Annotated in this window: 11 protein-coding genes and 3 pseudogenes; 4 read left to right on the plus strand and 10 right to left on the minus strand. The window is 70.1% G+C overall.

The window, feature by feature from the left end; all coding sequences use genetic code 11:
* Positions 1-29: 29 nt before the first annotated feature.
* Together OG429_RS34060 and OG429_RS34065 are read right to left on the minus strand one after the other, a co-directional pair.
* Positions 30-758, minus strand: coding sequence for a DUF1775 domain-containing protein (locus tag OG429_RS34060; protein WP_328929100.1), 729 nt, complete (start codon positions 756-758; stop codon positions 30-32).
* 1,026 nt (positions 759-1,784) lie between these two features.
* Positions 1,785-3,059 carry a PucR family transcriptional regulator gene (locus tag OG429_RS34065; RefSeq protein ID WP_328929101.1) on the minus strand — a complete coding sequence of 425 codons (1,275 nt, stop codon included), beginning with the start codon at positions 3,057-3,059 and terminating at the stop codon, positions 1,785-1,787.
* A gap of 495 nt (positions 3,060-3,554) precedes the next feature.
* Between OG429_RS34065 and OG429_RS34070 the strand changes: the two genes are divergently transcribed.
* Entirely contained in the window at positions 3,555-4,892 is a 1,338-nt protein-coding gene (locus tag OG429_RS34070) for a lipase family protein (RefSeq protein ID WP_328929102.1), read from the plus strand.
* Positions 4,893-4,957: 65 nt separating this feature from the next.
* Here OG429_RS34070 and OG429_RS41560 read toward each other — a convergent pair.
* The 3 pseudogenes from OG429_RS41560 to OG429_RS41570 all read right to left on the minus strand — a co-directional run.
* A pseudogene (locus OG429_RS41560) lies at positions 4,958-5,278 on the minus strand (hypothetical protein); the annotation flags it as partial.
* A pseudogene (locus OG429_RS41565) lies at positions 5,279-5,593 on the minus strand (hypothetical protein); the annotation flags it as partial.
* Positions 5,591-5,857 (minus strand): annotated as a pseudogene (locus OG429_RS41570) (hypothetical protein); the annotation flags it as partial. The pseudogenes OG429_RS41570 and OG429_RS41565, both read right to left, overlap by 3 nt.
* 446 nt (positions 5,858-6,303) lie before the next feature.
* Here OG429_RS41570 and OG429_RS34080 point away from each other — a divergent pair.
* The 3 genes from OG429_RS34080 (at position 6,304) to OG429_RS34090 (ending at position 7,992) form a co-directional block, all read left to right on the plus strand.
* On the plus strand, positions 6,304-6,450 hold the full coding sequence (locus OG429_RS34080) for a hypothetical protein (protein ID WP_328929104.1): 147 nt from the start codon (positions 6,304-6,306) through the stop codon (positions 6,448-6,450).
* 402 nt (positions 6,451-6,852) lie between these two features.
* Positions 6,853-7,221, plus strand: coding sequence for a hypothetical protein (locus OG429_RS34085; protein WP_328929105.1), 369 nt, complete (start codon positions 6,853-6,855; stop codon positions 7,219-7,221).
* 267 nt (positions 7,222-7,488) lie between these two features.
* The gene (locus OG429_RS34090; RefSeq protein WP_328929106.1) at positions 7,489-7,992 is read left to right on the plus strand and encodes a nucleoside deaminase; all 504 of its coding nucleotides are present in this window, start codon (positions 7,489-7,491) and stop codon (positions 7,990-7,992) included.
* 197 nt (positions 7,993-8,189) lie between these two features.
* On the opposite strand, the gene xdhC is transcribed toward OG429_RS34090, so the two are convergent.
* The 5 genes from xdhC to OG429_RS34115 all read right to left on the minus strand — a co-directional run bounded on the left by xdhC (position 8,190) and on the right by OG429_RS34115 (position 16,334).
* On the minus strand, positions 8,190-8,999 hold the full coding sequence (gene xdhC, locus OG429_RS34095; RefSeq protein WP_328929107.1) for a xanthine dehydrogenase accessory protein XdhC: 810 nt from the start codon (positions 8,997-8,999) through the stop codon (positions 8,190-8,192).
* Between the two features lies 1 nt (position 9,000).
* A complete protein-coding gene (gene xdhB, locus OG429_RS34100) occupies positions 9,001-11,397 on the minus strand; it encodes a xanthine dehydrogenase molybdopterin binding subunit (protein WP_328929108.1) in 2,397 nt (798 codons plus the stop codon).
* Positions 11,394-12,875 carry a xanthine dehydrogenase small subunit gene (locus OG429_RS34105; RefSeq protein WP_328929109.1) on the minus strand — a complete coding sequence of 494 codons (1,482 nt, stop codon included), beginning with the start codon at positions 12,873-12,875 and terminating at the stop codon, positions 11,394-11,396. Before OG429_RS34105 ends, xdhB begins: the two co-directional genes overlap by 4 nt.
* 545 nt (positions 12,876-13,420) lie before the next feature.
* Positions 13,421-14,785, minus strand: coding sequence for a carotenoid oxygenase family protein (locus OG429_RS34110; protein ID WP_328929110.1), 1,365 nt, complete (start codon positions 14,783-14,785; stop codon positions 13,421-13,423).
* A 52-nt stretch (positions 14,786-14,837) separates the two neighbouring features.
* On the minus strand, positions 14,838-16,334 hold the full coding sequence (locus OG429_RS34115) for an MFS transporter (protein WP_328929111.1): 1,497 nt from the start codon (positions 16,332-16,334) through the stop codon (positions 14,838-14,840).
* Between the last annotated feature and the right edge of the window lie 9 nt (positions 16,335-16,343).

Consider the following 16,343-nt stretch of genomic DNA (forward strand, 5'->3'; position numbering starts at 1 on the left):
AAGCCCTGCACGCGCCCCTGCCGCTTCGGTCAGGCCCGGCTGCGGCTGCGGCGCAGCCACCAGAAGGCGCCGACGGTGGCCAGCGCCACGACGGCCGCCACCACGCCGAGGATCGCTCCGGTATTGCTGCCCGCATCCTTCTCGTTCGTGGCCTCGGCGCTCGCGGCAGCGACGGGAGCAAGAGGAGCCGCCGTCGACGGCTGCACGGACGGGACGGCGCTCGGCGTCGGCGACGGGCTCGGGGCGATCGGCTTGGCCCCAGGGGCCGCTGCCTTCAGCTCCAGCACGGGAGCCGGGTTGTCGACCTTCTGCCCGTCGGTGGGCACCTCGATCCAGCGGGAGATCTTTCCGTCGCTGTAGGTCTCAAGGGTTTTGAACGCCAGGGACTTCTCGTCGGGCAGCTGGCGCACCGTGATGCTGTACTCGGCATCGGTTCCCGAGGCCAGGGCAGTGCCACCCACGCTGTACCCGTCGGGGGTGGCCGTCAGCTTCCACTCCTTGGGGGCTTCCTTCAGCGTGACGGCGTCCGGGGTGATGCCCTTCGGGAGGACGACCCGCAACTCCGTGATGCCCGCGGTGTCCGACTCGGCCTCGGAGGTGAAGGAGAGTGTGACGTTCTCGGCGAGGGCGCGCGAGTCCGAGGCGGTGACCTCGGCGTGCGCGGCGGCCGGCCCGGCGGTAACGCCGAGGACCACCAGGGCGCCGAAGGTTGCCAGGCCCAGGCTGCGGAGACGGGGGCGGGTGTGTGTTCCGGTCATGATGGAGGAACCTCTCGGTACGAGGGGCGGGCTTCACCGCGCAGGGGTGCTGCCCGCCGGGATCAGGGGAACGTCTCCCGCGCACGCGGCAGGAGGCCCCCGACGTACCACCGCGTGACAGAGCGTCGTCGTGACCGCCGGTCGTACGGCGAGATCGCTGTGAGGTACGGGTGCGGTCCGCCGGCGCGGGCCGGGCCATGGCCGGCAGAGGGCGCCGAAAACAGCGGCGGCAGCCGCGACGGCCCTCTGGCCCCACCGGCCCACCGTCTCCGGCAGGCGGCTGAGCGCCTGATCCGCGCGGTACATGAGCAGAGCCATCACACATGTGGCCACGCCATGCGCTGCCGCCATCGCCCACATGCTGTGGTGTGCGGCGTGCATGATCTGTGGCACTGCTGCGTGAGCTTCGGCGTGTCCGTGGAACACCGGATGCCGCACGGACAGAGCCCGGTGCAGGACGAGTCGGGCGGCGCCGGTGGCTGCGACCACGTGCCACCAAGGCCGGGATGTCCGCGTGACGAGCCACGACAGGGCGAAGGCGACCGCCGCCCCGCCCGCCACCCGCTGCCAGGAAACCGGGTCTCCCGCGGCCAGATGATGACCTACGACGGCCAACGCCGAGCTGAGCAGGGTGAACACGGCAGCCCGCAGCCACCGTCCGCTCCGCCACTCGGGCTGCGGACACGAGCGCATCCCTGCACGGGCTCCGGTCATGTCCGGCTCATCATCCACCGGCTCTGCCGCCGTCAGTCCGCAACTATCAAATGTGGAGCAGCTTTCCGGATCGGCTCCGATGCGGCGGGGTTCGGCCGGCACCGCACTACGCGAAGGCCGCCCTTGCCCTGCCTGCGGTCCTTGCCGCCGCCGTACCGAAGGATGCCGGGCCCGGCAGCAGGGGGCCGCCGGACCCGGGGGAGGGCTCGCCCGAACGCCCTCGTACCCCGGTCAGGCCGCGGGGCCTCGCCGTGCCGAAGAGGACCCCTGCGTGGCCCTGCACTCCGCGTTTGCCCAGTGTGGCGAGGACGCTCAGCCGGTGTCGGGCTCGCCCCGTCGTACGGCGTCGTGGGCAGCCAGTGCGGCGTGCAGCGTCAGCAGGTCGGCGCCCCGGGCCGCGTCCAGTGTGGTGAGCTCCGTCGCCTTGCGCAGGCGGTAGTCCACCGTGTTGGGGTGGACCTGGAGCCGGGCGGCGGCCCGGCGCCGGTCGAGGCCGCAGGCGAGGAAGGTGCGCAGTGTGTCGAGCAGTTCCGGGCGCCCGGCCAGTGGGCCGAGCAGCGCGGCGAGCCCGTCCCTGGCCCGGCTCGGGCGGCTCAGCTGGTACTCCAGCAGCACATCGTCGAGGAGGTAGAGTCCGGGCCCCCGGCCGGATGCCTCCGCCACTCTCCGTACCTCGCCGACCATCCGGGCGGCGTCCGCGACGCCGTCCGGCGCCGCCGCGGCCGCCGCCACCAGCAGCTCGGCGCCGCACATCCGACCGAGCTGCTCGACGAGCCGCGTGAGCCGCTCCCGGTCCGCGGCGGCGAAGCCGGCGGCCGGCGTCTCGTACGGGATCAGTACCAGCCCCCCGTCGCCGGACAGCACGGACAGTGGGACACCCGCTGTCTGGCGCTGCAATTCGTTGCGCAGCCGCCGGAGTTTGCGGCGAGCGGCGACAGAGTGGTTCACGCCGGGCCGCAGCTCATCCGGGTGCGGTCCGATCGCGATGCGCAGGACGAGGTAGGAAGGAGGCAGCCGGATGCCGGCGCGGTCGGCCGCGGCCTGCGGGTCGCCGCCCTCCAGCAGCCGGGACAGCAGGGACTGCCGGGCGACCTGCTCGTCACCGAGGGCCGCCTGCCGCTCTTGTACGTACCCTGCCGCGACCGCGCAGCTCACCTGCCGGAGGTAGCCGAGCAGCCGGCGCTGGACCAGCAGCACGTCCGGCAGGTCGCCCGGCTCGGCCGTCGAAAGGACCTGGGCCGCGCACTCCTCCGCACCGAAGTGGTAGGCGCCGACGACGGCCTCCAGCGGTACGCCCTCGTCAGCGCGCCGAGCCGATGACTCGCTGATCCTCGCCAGTTCGGCCTCCTCCGGCAGCTCGCCGCTGCGCAGCACCTGGATGAAGGCCCGGATTCCGCGGTCCACCTCCTTGGTGATCTCGCCGCGGAGCTGTTCCGAGGGCAGTGCTCCGTAGGCGGGCAGCTGCTCGACGAGCCGGGCCATCACCGCGGGCGCCAGGGCCGGCGCGGCAGCCAGAAGCCGCTTGTGGACCGGGATGCCGCCGAACTGCGGTCCCACCGCGCTTTCCGCGGGTTTGGACTCGGTCACAATCCACCTCACGTATCTCTGTTGTACAACCCGGAGACATCGCTCCGTCCCGCCCCCATTCTGGTTACCGGGACGTTACTTACTAGTTGGTAACACGCCCGCCCGGTGGATCGCCAGACGCGTTCCGACCCAGACCGCATCTCCACCGGATCCCCACGCCCCCACCCGCACCGGAGGACCGCCGTGCCCGCGCAACAGGCCGCCGCGCCCCCACCTGATCACGCCGCCTCCCTGCCGGGGCGACCCGCGCCACCTGATCGGTGCGCATTCCACGGACCGGAAACCTGAGCACACATCAGGCCCGGCACACGGCGGCCGATGGACCGCCACGGTGGCGTTGCTGCGCCCCCACCGTGGCGTTGCTAGGCCCCTGCGGTGGCGTTGTCCGGAACGTCCAGTTCCGGTCGGTCCACCAGACCGCGCGGAGCAGCCACTTCGCTGACACCTTCCCTCTCCGACAAGTCCAGCGATCCCATTCCACGATTCGGGGGAGTCATGCCCAAAAACACTGTCCGTCTCCTGGCCACCGCCCTTGTCGCCGCGATGGTCGTGACCGCGGCTCCGGCGGCCACGGCCGCCGCAGCCGCGCCGTCGAGTGCCACCGCGAGCGATCCCTTTTACGCCTACACCGGCAACGAGCCCCTGTCCTCGTTCGCGCCGGGCACCGTGCTGAAGACGAGGACACTGCAGTACCACCTCGTGGGCCTTCCCACGCCGGTCACGGCGATCCAACTGCTCTATCGCACGACCGACGCCCAGGGCCGTCCGTCCGCCAACGTGACCACGGTGGTGCGCAGCCTGACGGGCGATGGCAGCAAGGCGGTGTCCTACCAGTCGTTCTACGACTCGCTCAACCCCGAGGACGGCCCGTCCCGGGCCATCGCCGGTGACCTCAGCCTGGGCGGCGTCATCGCGAACGCCGAGTCCGTCTTCCTGGCGCCGCTGCTGCTGCAGGGCTACAACCTCGTCATCCCGGACACGGAGGGGCAGACCGCCAACTTCGCGGCCGGCCCGGAGTACGCGACCAACACGCTGGACTCGATCCGCGCCGCGACCAGGTCCGCGGAGACCGGCATGAACCCCGACACCAGGTTCGGCCTGATGGGATACTCCGGCGGCGCCATCGCGACCAACTGGGCGGCCGCGCTCGCACCGTCCTACGCGCCCGAGGTCAACAGCAAGCTGGTGGGTTTCGCCGAGGGCGGTCTGCTCGTGGACCCGGCACACAACCTCAAGTACGTGGACGGCTCCCTCGTGTGGACGGGTGTCATCCCCATGGCGATCATCGGCGTCTCCCGGTCGTACGGCATCGACCTCAAGCCCTACCTGAACAGCTACGGCCTGGAGGTGTACGAGAAGCTGGAGCGCGGGTCGATCGTCGACGCGCTGGGCCACTACCCCGGGCTGACCTGGAAGAAGCTGGCGAAGCCGCAGTACGCCGACCCGAATTCGGTGCCTGCCTTCGCCGAGGCGGTGAACAGGATCAACCTCGGCTCGGCGCCCACCCCGGCCATCCCGGGGCTCATCGCGCAGGGCAACGGGGGCGTCCTGGAGGGAACCTTCAGCAACCGCCCGGGCATCGGCACCGGCGACGGGGTCATGGTCGCCGGAGACGTGCGGGCACTCGCCCGGCAGTACTGCGGGACCGGCAACAGGTCGATCAAGTACCAGCAGTTCGACCTGCTCAGTCACGTCGGCGTGCCCGTCGTCTGGGCACCCCTCGCGATGAGCTGGCTGGGCGACCGGTTCGCGGGCGGCAACGCCCCGTCCGACTGCGGCCGCATCCCCGCGGGCAACTCGCTGGCGCCGGAAATTCCGGTGCCTGCATCCTGACGCCTCAGGCACCCCGGACCCCGCCGCAACAGATTCCGCGGCGGGGCCTCGCCGGTGCCGGTCGCTCAGCCCACGCGTTCGATGCGTGCTTGTCGGATGAGGTTCTTGCCGGGTTCGCGGACCTTGTCGAAGGCTGCGTTGTTGAGGAGGACGCAGCTGCCGGACGGGCCGTTCACGGTCACGGTGGTGGCTTGGCCGTTGTCGAGGTTCGTGACCTTCAGCTTCGTTCCCACGGGGAAGGTCCCGCTGGTTGCCGCCGGGGCTCCCGCCTGGCCCGACAGTGTCACGGTCGATCCGGGGCAGACCACTTCTCCGGTGGCCGGGGGTGCCTGTCCGGCTGCTGCGCCGGGTGTGCTTGTCGCGCTGGCCGGCGCGTCGTTGCCGGCGACGCGTTCGATGCGTGCTCGTCGGATGAGGTTCTTGCCGGGTTCGCGGACCTTGTCGAAGGCTGCGTTGTTGAGGAGGACGCAGCTGCCGGACGGGCCGTTCACGGTCACGGTGGTGGCTTGGCCGTTGTCGAGGTTCGTGACCTTCAGCTTCGTTCCCACGGGGAAGGTTCCGCTGGTTGCCGCCGGGGCTCCCGCCTGGCCTGACAGTGTCACCGTCGATCCGGGGCAGACCACTTCTCCGGTGGCCGGGGGTGCCTGTCCGGCTGCTGCGCCGGGTGTGCTTGTCGCGCTGGCCGGGGCGTCGTTGCCGGCGACGCGTTCGATGCGTGCTCGTCGGATGAGGTTCTTGCCGGGTTCGCGGACCTTGTCGAAGGCTGCGTTGTTGAGGAGGACGCAGCTGCCGGACGGGCCGTTCACGGTCACGGTGGTGGCTTGGCCGTTGTCGAGGTTCGTGACCTTCAGCTTCGTTCCCACGGGGAAGGTCCCGCTGGTTGCCGCCGGGGCTCCCGCCTCGCCGGACAGTGTCACCGTCGACCCCGGGCACACGACGTCGGGGATGGCGGCGTTGCCGGTCGCCACCGTGGCGATGACCCCTCCGGTCACCAGGGCTCCGGTGACGACAGAGAGCACGAGCTTCTTCTTAAAACTCATAGTCCGTTTCCGGGACATTGACACTCCTCGATCCGATGGACGCTGTCTCCCCCCGTCCTGGATACGCCCGACATCACACGCGAGGTCATTCCTTGTCGCCGCGTTACAAATCCAGCGGTGAGGGGGTTTTGGGCGCCGCGCGGCATGCCACGCCGGCTCGGGGCTCACGGAGCACGTTCAAAGGCGCAGGTGGAAGCGCTGCCGCCCTTGGTGATCGACGCGTGCAGCGCTCGTGCCGGCCGTCGTGACCGACGCGGAGGCGAGGAGACCAGGCAGCCTTAAGGCTCAGTTGATCCACCCTTAATGCTCCGGCCGGACTTCGGGCCCGACACCGTGGATGGCGGCGCCCGCCCTCAGCGGACAACGAAGTCGTGGACACGATCATCTCCCTGATGGCGAAGCATGCCGATTCCATGCGGGACCACTTCGCGCAGAAGCAGCCGCGGCGCGGGCCGGGTTCGACCCCGGCCCACGTGGCGGTCCGCATGCCATCCATACGAATCAGGGAACAGACGTGACGCAGCCATTGCCGTACGAAGCGGATACCTCGTCCGAGGTGTCCGGCCGGACCACCGAGACTTCCTGGCCAGATCTGGGGATCGCCGTCACCGCGGAGCTCGACGACAGGAACCCCGCATGAGCCGAACTGCTCTGGGAGTCGCTGCCGTACCGCAGCCTGCAGGGTCACGCGCTGGTGGCGGGAGAGCACCTGTATCACGTGGCGCCGATCCACGAGCTGCTGTACACGCACCCGTCGCACCGGTTCGCCGACCGGCGCGAGGCGCCGAACGGGACCATGTTCCTCTCCGGACCGCAGCATCTGGGCATCAAGTACGGCGAGTTGACCGAACCGATGCCGGTCACGCCCGTCGGCCGGATCCGCCGCCTACGGCGGCCTCATCCGAGCCGCCGTCCAGGACGTGCCGATCGACTCCCTGCGCCACATGGCGCGCCTCCTGGTCGGCGTCCCCGCCGAGTTCCTGGGCTACTGCGGCCTGGAGAAACTGTGGTACTTCACCCAGCGCTCGGGCTGTGCCAGGCACCCGCCGCCGGCGAGATCGTCCGCGACCTGGTGCTCGGCAAGCTGCCCTGGACCGACACGACGCGTCTCACCACCGCTCGCTGCCCCGGTGGTTCAGCCGAGTCTGCGAAGGATCCACTGCACCCTGTCTTTCATACGTCTCTACAAGAGGAGTCAGTCGGCCAGCCAACTCCTTCATGGGTTCGGTGACTTCCCGCCACGTGGCCTGGCGGATGTACTTGCGCTATTCCGCATTGACAGCATGTGAACAGGCACGGAAGGGACAGTAGAGGTTTCCTGATGACAACTCAGACTTCTTCCGTCCGCACCACGCAGGACCTCGATGAGCCGATCACCGACCCGGAGCACATGGTCGGCGCACCGCCGCGCTGATCACCCGCGGGTGTCGCCGACCGAGCTGGTCGCAAGGCGGCACCCGCGGGACCCACTTGTTGGCCCGGCTGATCTGTCCGTGCGGTGTCCCGCACGGCAGAGCATTCGGGTAATCCCCACCGTCTGCGACATAGGAGTGACCATGACCGCGCACGCCCAGGAAACGAGCATCCAGGAGCTCGAGCGCAGCTGGATGGACGAGGCCATCGGCCTTGCCACCAACAGCGTGAAGAACGGCGGCGGTCCGTTCGGCGCACTGATCGCCAAGGACGGCGCAATCGTGGCGATCGGGAACAACAACGTCACCTCGAACCTGGACCCGACGGCCCATGGTGAGGTGACCGCGATCCGTGCCGCCTGCCAGATGCTGGGCACCTTCTCGCTCGAGGGCTGCGTGCTGGTCACCTCGTGTGAGCCGTGTCCGATGTGTCTTTCCTCTGCGCTGTGGGCGAGAGTCGACCGGATCCTCTTCGCCGCCGATCGGGATGACGCCGCGGTGGCCGGTTTCGACGACCGCAAGTTCTACGACCTGTTCGAAAAGAGGCCCGCGGAGCTGTGGCCGATGACGATCGAGCGAGTGGACATGCCGAACCGTACGGCGCCGTTCGACGCGTGGCTGGCCAAGTCCGACCGCATCGACTACTGAACACCTGGTTCACCGCGCACCGGCATCGAGCGAATCGCGGAAGCCTCAGGACTCACTTGTCGTGACCTGGGGCTTTTGCCTTTCCTTCACCGCCGATGCCGGTTGGGGTGACGGGCGTGGGCGTGCCGAAGGGGTGCCCCGCGCGCATGTGTGCGTTCGCACGAGCGCGGGGCACCCTTGTCGATGCGGGTGGAGAGTCAGTCGCCCTCGGTTTCGAAGGTGTGCAGCAAATCGGCAGCGACGCTCACGGCGATCGTCGCGGGTTCCTTGCCGGTGATGTCGGCCAGCCCGATCGGGGTCTTGATCCGATCGATGGTGGCCTCGTCGTGACCGCCCTCGGTGGAGAGGCGTTTGCGGAACCGCACCCACTTGGCCGCCGAACCGATCAGCCCGATGGAGCCGAGGTGGGTGGTGCGCAAGGCGGCGTCGCACAGAGCGGCGTCCTCGGCATGATCATGGGTCATGATCAGGATGTGGGTGCCGCGCGGCAGCTCCTCCAGCACCTCCTCGGGCAGCAGCGGCGTGTGATGCACATGTACCTGCGCCACCGCGTCCGCCAGCACGTCGAGCCGCTCCTTGGCGAGCATGTCGGAGCGGGTGTCGATCAGGTGGAGGTCGAGGTCTTGGCGTGCCATGATGCGCGCCAGTTCCAGCCCGACGTGCCCCACGCCGAAGACCGCCACCGCCCGTACCACTGGCAGGGGTTCGAGCAGCACCGAGACCGTGCCGCCGCAGCACTGCACGCCGTGCTGGTTGGTCACTTTGTCGTTCAGGGCGAAATCGATCAGCTCGGGCTCAGGCTTGGACGCGGCGATCATCTCCCGCGCCCGATCGATCGCGACGGCCTCCACGTTGCCGCCGCCGATCGAGCCCCACGTCTCACTCTGCCCCACCACCAGCTTCGCACCGGCGTCGCGCGGGGCATGGCCGCGCACGGTCGCGACGGTCACCAGCACGCCGGCTTCCCGGCGTGCCCGCAACCGTGCGACCGCGGCGACCCACGTCATGTCAGGCACCGCTCAGCGCTGTCGCGTCGATTCGGACCATGCCGTTGTCGGCGTGACCGTTCTGGGAGGCAGCTCCCCGGCGGGCCTCCTCGATCGCCCAGTACACCGCTTCCGGCGTCGCCGGCGAGGCCAACTCGACGCTGACCCCGCTCGGCCCGAACGCGGCGGCCGCCTGCCGCAGCGCCTCTCGCACCGAGAACGCCAGCATCAGCGGAGGCTCGCCCACTGCCTTGGACCCGTACACGGCGCCCTCTTCGGTGGCGTTCTCCATCAGCGTGACGTTGAACTCCTCGGGCATCTCCGAGAAGCTCGGCAGCTTGTAGGTACTCGCGGCCTGGGTCAGCAGCCGACCTCGATGGGGCCCGTCACCGGTGTCCCACCGCATGTCTTCGAGCGTCAGCCAGCCCGCGCCCTGCACGAAGCCGCCCTCCACCTGACCGATGTCGATCATCGGGGACAGGCTGTCGCCGACATCGTGCACGATGTCCACGCGCCGGATGCGGTAGGCGCCGGTGAAGCCGTCCACCTCCACCTCGGCCGCGGCGGCGCCGTAGGAGAAGTACTTGAACGGCGAGCCCTGGAACGCCTTCGCGTCCCAGTGCAGGCCCTCGGTCCGGTAGTAACCGGACGCCGACAACTGGACCCGCTGGAAGTACGCGGTGCGCACCAGGTCGTCCCAGGCCAGTTCCTTGTCGCTGCCGAGGCCGCGTGCGACGCCCTCGACGATGCGCACGTCCGAGGCGTTCGTACCCAGCTGGGTGCCGGCCACCTGGAGCAGCCGCTCGCGGATCTGCTCGCAGGCGTCCTTCACCGCGGCACCGTTGAGGTCCGCACCGGAACTGGCGGCGGTGGCAGAGGTGTTGGGCACCTTGTCGGTGCGCGTTGGGGCCAGCCGCACCTTGTGCAGCGGGATGCCCAGCGTGGTCGCGGCCACCTGCAGCATCTTGGTGTGCAGGCCCTGGCCCATCTCGGTCCCGCCGTGGTTGATCAGGACGGAACCGTCCTTGTAGACCAGCACCAGCGCACCGGCCTGGTTGAAGGCGGTGAGGTTGAACGAGATTCCGAACTTGATGCCGGTGATCGCGAGCGCCCGCTTGGTGTTCGGGTGCGCGGCGTTGTAGGCCGCGATCTCCCGCTTGCGGTCGGCGATGCCCCCGTTGTCCAGAACCTGGTTCCACACGGCGGAGATCCGCTCGGGGTGACCGACCGGCTGACCGTACGGCGTCGGCTGGCCCTGCTGGTAGAAGTTGCGCTCCCGCAGCTCCATCGGATCGAGGCCGAGCAGCGGCGCGCACCGGCCCATGATGTCTTCGATGACCAGCATGCCCTGCGGTCCGCCGAAGCCGCGGAAGGCGGTGTTGGAGACCTTGTTGGTCTTGGCGATGCGACCGGCGATGCGCGCGTTGGGAATCCAGTACGTGTTGTCGATGTGGCACAGCGCACGGGCCACCACGGGCTCGGAGAGGTCCAGGCTCCAGCCGCCGTCCCCGGTCAAGGTGGCGTCCAGGGCACGGATCCGGCCGTCGGCGTCGAAGCCGATCTTCCACTGGGCGTGGAAGCCGTGGCGCTTGCCGGACATGGTCAGGTCCTGGGTCCGGTTGAGCCGTACCCGGACCGGCCGGCCGGTCAGCTTGGCGCCGAGAGCGGCGACGGCCGCGAACCCGTGCGGCTGCATTTCCTTGCCGCCGAAGCCGCCGCCCATCCGCAGACACTGCACGGTCACCTCGTGGCTGTGCAGACCGAGCACGTGCGCGACGATTTCCTGGGTCTCCGAGGGGTGCTGGGTGCTGCTCTGGATGAACACCTGCTCGCCCTCGTCGATGTGGGCCAGGGCGGCGTGCGTCTCCAGGTAGAAGTGCTCCTGATCGGAGAACTGGAACTCACCGGTGAACACGTGCGCGGAGTCGGCGAATCCGGCGTCGACGTCGCCGGTCACCATCAGGGGCCGGGCGCCGTGGAAGCTCTCGCCGGCGATCGCGTCCTGCAGCGTGACCACGGAGGGCAGTTCGTCGAGTTCCACCTCGACGGCCGCCGCACCGAGCCGGGCCGCCTCCAGGGTCTCGCCGAGCACCCAGGCGACCGCGTGGCCGTAGAACATGACCGTGTCGGGGAAGAGCGGCTCGTCGTGCTTCATTCCGGCGTCGTTGACACCGGGTACGTCGGCACCGGTCAGGACGCGGACCACGCCCGGCACGGCGAGCGCGGGCTCGGTGCGCAGCGCGATGATCCTGCCGTGCGCCTTCATGACCTGGACCGGGTAGGCGTGCAGGACGTCCTTGGTGCGGTGGACCAGGTCGTCGGTGTACAGCGCGGCGCCGGTGACGTGCAGGGTGGCACTCTCGTGCGGCATCGAGACGCCGACGACAGGCTTTTCGGGGCGTTCGGACAAATGGCTCATGACGACACCGCCTCGGTGGTTTGCGCGTACAGCTTCAGCAGGCTCTGGCCCAGCATCGCGGAACGGTAGAGGGAACTGGCGCGGTGATCGCTCATCGGTGTGCCCTCGCCCCGCAGCTCCCGGGCAGCGGCCTCGACGGTCTCCGTCGACCACCGCTTGCCCTCCAGGGCCGCCTCGGCGGCGAGGGACCGGATCGGGGTGGCGGCCACGCCGCCCAGGCCGATGCGGGCCTTGCGGACGATCCCGTCCTCGATGTCGAGCGCGAAAGCGACCGCCACGCTGGAGATGTCGTCGAAGCGCCGCTTGGCGATCTTGTGGAAGGCCACGACCGGCGACAGCGGCAACGGGATGCGTACCGAGCGGATCAGCTCGCCGGGACGCCGCACGCTCTGCCGGTAGCCGGTGAAGTAGTCCGCCAGCGGGACCTCGCGCTCACCGTCGGCGCCGGCGAGCACCACCGATGCCTCCAGCGCGAGCAGCACCGGCGGACTGTCGCCGATGGGGGAGCCGGTACCCAGGTTGCCGCCGAGGGTCGCGCCGTTGCGGATGAGCCGGGACGCGAACTGCGGGAACAGTTCAGCCAGCAGCGGGACGTCGCCGTCGAGACGGCGTTCGATCTCGGTGAGCGTCAGCGCCGCCCCGATCTCGATGTGGTCGGATGCGACCCGCAGCTTGCGCAGTTCGGGCAGCCGGTCGATGCCGACCACGCAATCGGCCCGTCGGGAACGGATGTTCACCTCGACGCCCCAGTCGGTGGAGCCGGCGACCACCACCGCGTCGGGCCGCTCGCGCAGCAACTGCAGCGTTTCGGCGAGGGTGTTCTTCCGCAGGAACGTGCTGTCGTCCTGGGTGTATTCGGTGGCGACCGGTGCGGGCGGGGACTGCTCGCGACGCTGCGCCAGCGGGTCCTCGTCCGTGGGCGTACCGACGGCGAACGCGGCATCGCGAATCGGGCGATAGCCGGTGCACCGGCACAGGTTCCCGCTCAGCGCGTGCAGATCGAAACCGTTCGGACCGTGCTCGGCGTCGGCGTCGTCGCCCGAGTCAGCGCTGTCGCCCGGCTCCCCGTGCGCGCAGCGGTCGGGCCGGTAGTACTCGGCGGCCATACTGCAGATGAATCCCGGAGTGCAGTAGCCGCACTGGGAGCCGCCACGGACCGCCATCTCCTCCTGCACCGGGTGCAGGGTGGCCGGTGTGCCGGGCTCGCCGGCGGTCGCGAGGCCCTCGGAGGTGATGACCTCCTGACCGTCGAGGGCCGCTGCCGGGACCAGGCAGGCGTTGACCGCCACCCAGTCGGTGGGCTTGTTCACTCCGGGGCGAGCCACCAGGATCGAACAGGCGCCGCACTCACCCTCGGCGCAGCCCTCCTTGGTTCCCGTGAGGCCGCGCTCGCGCAGGAAATCAAGCGCTGTGGTGTGGGGCGCAGCCGGTGAAATCGGTGCTTCTTTCCCGTTGACCGTGATCCGCGCCGCTACCATGGCAGGCCTTCGTTTCGGTGCGTGATCGGTCGATGCATCATGTTCGCCAATTTCAGGCAGCTTTCTGTGTTCAGACGCGCCGCGCGTGAGAGGAACGGGCGCAGAAAGGCACGCAACAGCGACGTGCCGGAAGGTGTGACGGGAAACCCGGAATGTGCCGCGAACGGGCACATGACGTGCCGCGAACGGGCACATCAGAACGGCGTGCTAGCAGCCGTGCGCGATCCGACCCGGAACCCAGACCGTGCACTGGGCGAGGCGACCAAGATCAGAGCTGGTGTACATCCGCCGGTCGCCTCCTTCCGGTCGTCATGGGTCGGCAATTACCGCAAGCTAGTGGCTCAGGCCACACAGGTCAAGAGAGTGACCTCGGCGTCTCAAGGACCGATCGGATCCGAGGCCGCGAGGAGGGGGAGGGGAAGGGGAGGGAGGGGAGCGCGGTGCCGGCGGAGATACGGCGATGCCGGCCCGCGAAGGATTCGCGGGCCGGCAGGGGTGGGTCTCGTCGCGTCGCCGGGTCAGCCCTCGGCGCCGTCCAGGGAGGTTCAGCCCTCGGCGCCGTCCAGGGAGGTGTCGGGGATCCACGAGCCGTGGAGTCCGGCGCTCACCCGGTGGGGCAGGTGGACGGTGGCGACGTGGTCGAGGCCGGAAGCGTCGAGGACCAGCAGGTGCGAGGCGTCCTGCTTGAGGTCGGAGACGACGGTCAGGAGGTAGCCGTCGTCCTCGCCCGCGGCCCCGGCCGCGGGGACGAACACCGCTTCGCTGGGCATGCGGGCGTCGCCGACCTGGCGAATGCGGCGGGCGCCGCTGGTGCGGTCGTACTTGACGACGCCGTAGCCGCCGAAGCCCTTCTCGTCGGGGAACGAGATGGCGTACTGGAAGCGGTTCTCGGCGCCCAGGTAGTCCTCGTTGAGAGTGGGGAACTCCACCGCGAGGTCGTCGATGATCTGCTCGTCGACGGTACCGGAGGCCATGTCGACCACCCAGCGGCGCGTGTAGGAGCGGGAGACCGGCTCGGTACCCCGCCCGGGAGCGCCGACCCACCAGTTCCAGGACAGCCGGAATCCCTCGCGGTCCACGGTGGGGCCTTCCAGGACGATGCGGCCCTGGCCGTCCTCGTAGGCGTTGGAGACGTGGAGCATGTTGCCCGGTTCGATGGAGAACCAGCGGGTGCGGCCGGCGCCGTCGCTGCCGCGCGGCATGATGCCGATGCGCGAGAGCTGCTGGTCGCTCCAGCCGTAGGGGATGCCGGAGTGCTCGGTCGGGTCGAAGGTGACGTTGCCCTCGACGAAGACCACGTGGTTGCGGGTGAGGGCGAAGTCGTGCTTGAGGGAGGCCGTCGCTCCCGGGACCTCGGCGCTGTCGACGATCTCGCCCTTGGCATCGGCGACGTAGTACGTCAGGAACGGCGGGAACGGGGAGGACCCGAAGAAGTGCAGCTCCCCCGTCACCGGGTCCTCCTTGGGGTGCGCCGTCATCGCGGTCCGCAGCTTGCCGCGGAAGTCGTGGGCTCCGACCGTTTCCAGCTCCGGGGTGAGCTCGAAGGGGAGGTTCGCCTCGCACAGGGCGAGGAGGCGACCGCCGTGTTCGATGACGTGGGTGCCGGCGGCGCTGGCCGTCAGGTCCGGGCCCTGCTCCGTCATGTACGGGGCGCCCTCCAGCGCGGGGGTGTGCACCCAGCGGTTGCGGTACCACTCCGCCCGGCCCTCGCGCAGCCGGATCCCGTGGACCATGCCGCTGCCCTTGAACCAGTGCGTCGGGGTGACCCCGGGCTTGGGGTTGTGGCCGTTGCGGAGCAGCCGGCCGGTCAGCTCGGGGGGCAGGGTGCCCTCGACGGTGAGGCCGGTGGCGGTGACCTCGTTGGTGACGGGGGTGTAGTGACCGGTCAGGTACGGCTTGTCGGCAGTCATGGCAGGAGACTTCTTTCGGTTGATGTGACGATGTGTCAGGTAGGTGGTTTGTTCAGCCCGCGACGTGAGGCGGGCGGACGAGCCGCTCGCCGGGTACCGGTTCGTGCACGCCGGAGGTGGTTGCGGTGCGCGGTCCGGCGCGGCGGGCGAGGTACAGGGCGAGGAGGGCGGTGGCGGCCAGGACCGAGGCCGAGACCGTGAAGGCAGTGCGGTAGCCGGCGGTGAGCGCCTCCAGGCGCGGCTGGTGGACGGCGGCGTGAGCGGTGACGGAACCGGCCAGGGTCGCCAGGGCGGCGAGGCCGATCGCACCTCCGACCTGGCGGGTGGTGTTCACCAGGCCGCCGGCCAGCCCCGCGTCCTGCGGCGGGACACCTTCCACGGCGAGCGCGGTGAGCTGGACGAAGGCGACGCTCAGACCCAGACCGACCAGGACGGTCGGACCGAGGACGTCCGTGGCGTAGCTGCCGTGGGCGCTGATCCGGGACAGCCACAGCAGGCCCGCGGCCTCGGTGAACAGGGCCGCGGTCAACGCCGTGGTGGCGCCGATGCGCCGGGCGATCCGGGGTGCCACGGCCGCGCCGAGCATATTGGCCGCCGCGAGCGGGAGTTGACCGGCTCCGGTGACCAGGGGATCCGACCCCAGGACCTGTTGCTGGTAGAGCGGCAGGAAGAAGAACAGCGCGATCCACACGGACCCCAGCAGCGCCATCAGCAGGTTGCCCGCGGCGACCCGGCCGGTGGTGAACAGGCGTGGCGGTACCAGGGCGTTCGGTCGGCGCAGTTCGATCACGGCGAAGGCCGCGAAGAGCGCGGCGGCGCCGACGAGCGCGCCCAGCACCCGGGCGTCCGTCCAGCCGGCGCCGCGTGCGGTGGTCAGTCCCCAGACCAGGCAGGTCAGGGCGACGGTGACGACGACGGTGCCCAGCAGGTCGAACGGCCCGGTCGCCCGGGCGGCCGTCCGTGGTACGAGCACCACCACGGCGACCAGGACCAGGGCCGTCCCGAGCGCCACGAAATGGAAGATCCAGGGCCAGCCCCAGGCCTGGGTCAGGGCGCCACCCAGCACGACGCCGCCCGCCCCACCCGCGCCGGAGACCGCGCCCCACACCCCCAGTGCCCTGCCCCGCCCGGGTCCGGGCGGGAACAGGTCCATCGCCAGGGCGAGCGCGGCCGGGGCGATGGCCGCGGCACCGAGGCCCTGAATGGCACGTGCCGCGATGAGCACGTTCGCGGAGGCGGCCAGTCCCGCCATCAGCGAGGCCACCGCGAACAGCGCGAGACCAAGGACCAGCACCCGGCGGCGCCCGAGGAGATCGGCCGCCCGGCCGCCCGCCAGGAGCAGCGCCCCGAAGGCCAGGCCGTAGGCGTTGACCACCCAGGTGGTGCCGCCGTCCGACAGCCCCACCCCGGCGCCGATCTGCGCAAGCGCCACATTCACGATCGAAGTGGCGAGCATGACCGTGAACTGGGCTGCGGCGAGCGCCGCGAGCGCGGCTCCCGGCCGAGGTGCGGGCGGCGCCGGGGCCGTCGGTGTGCGTGGGAGGTTCATGGCGCACAG

Source organism: Streptomyces sp. NBC_00190, from assembly GCF_036203305.1.
Lineage (GTDB): Bacteria > Actinomycetota > Actinomycetes > Streptomycetales > Streptomycetaceae > Streptomyces.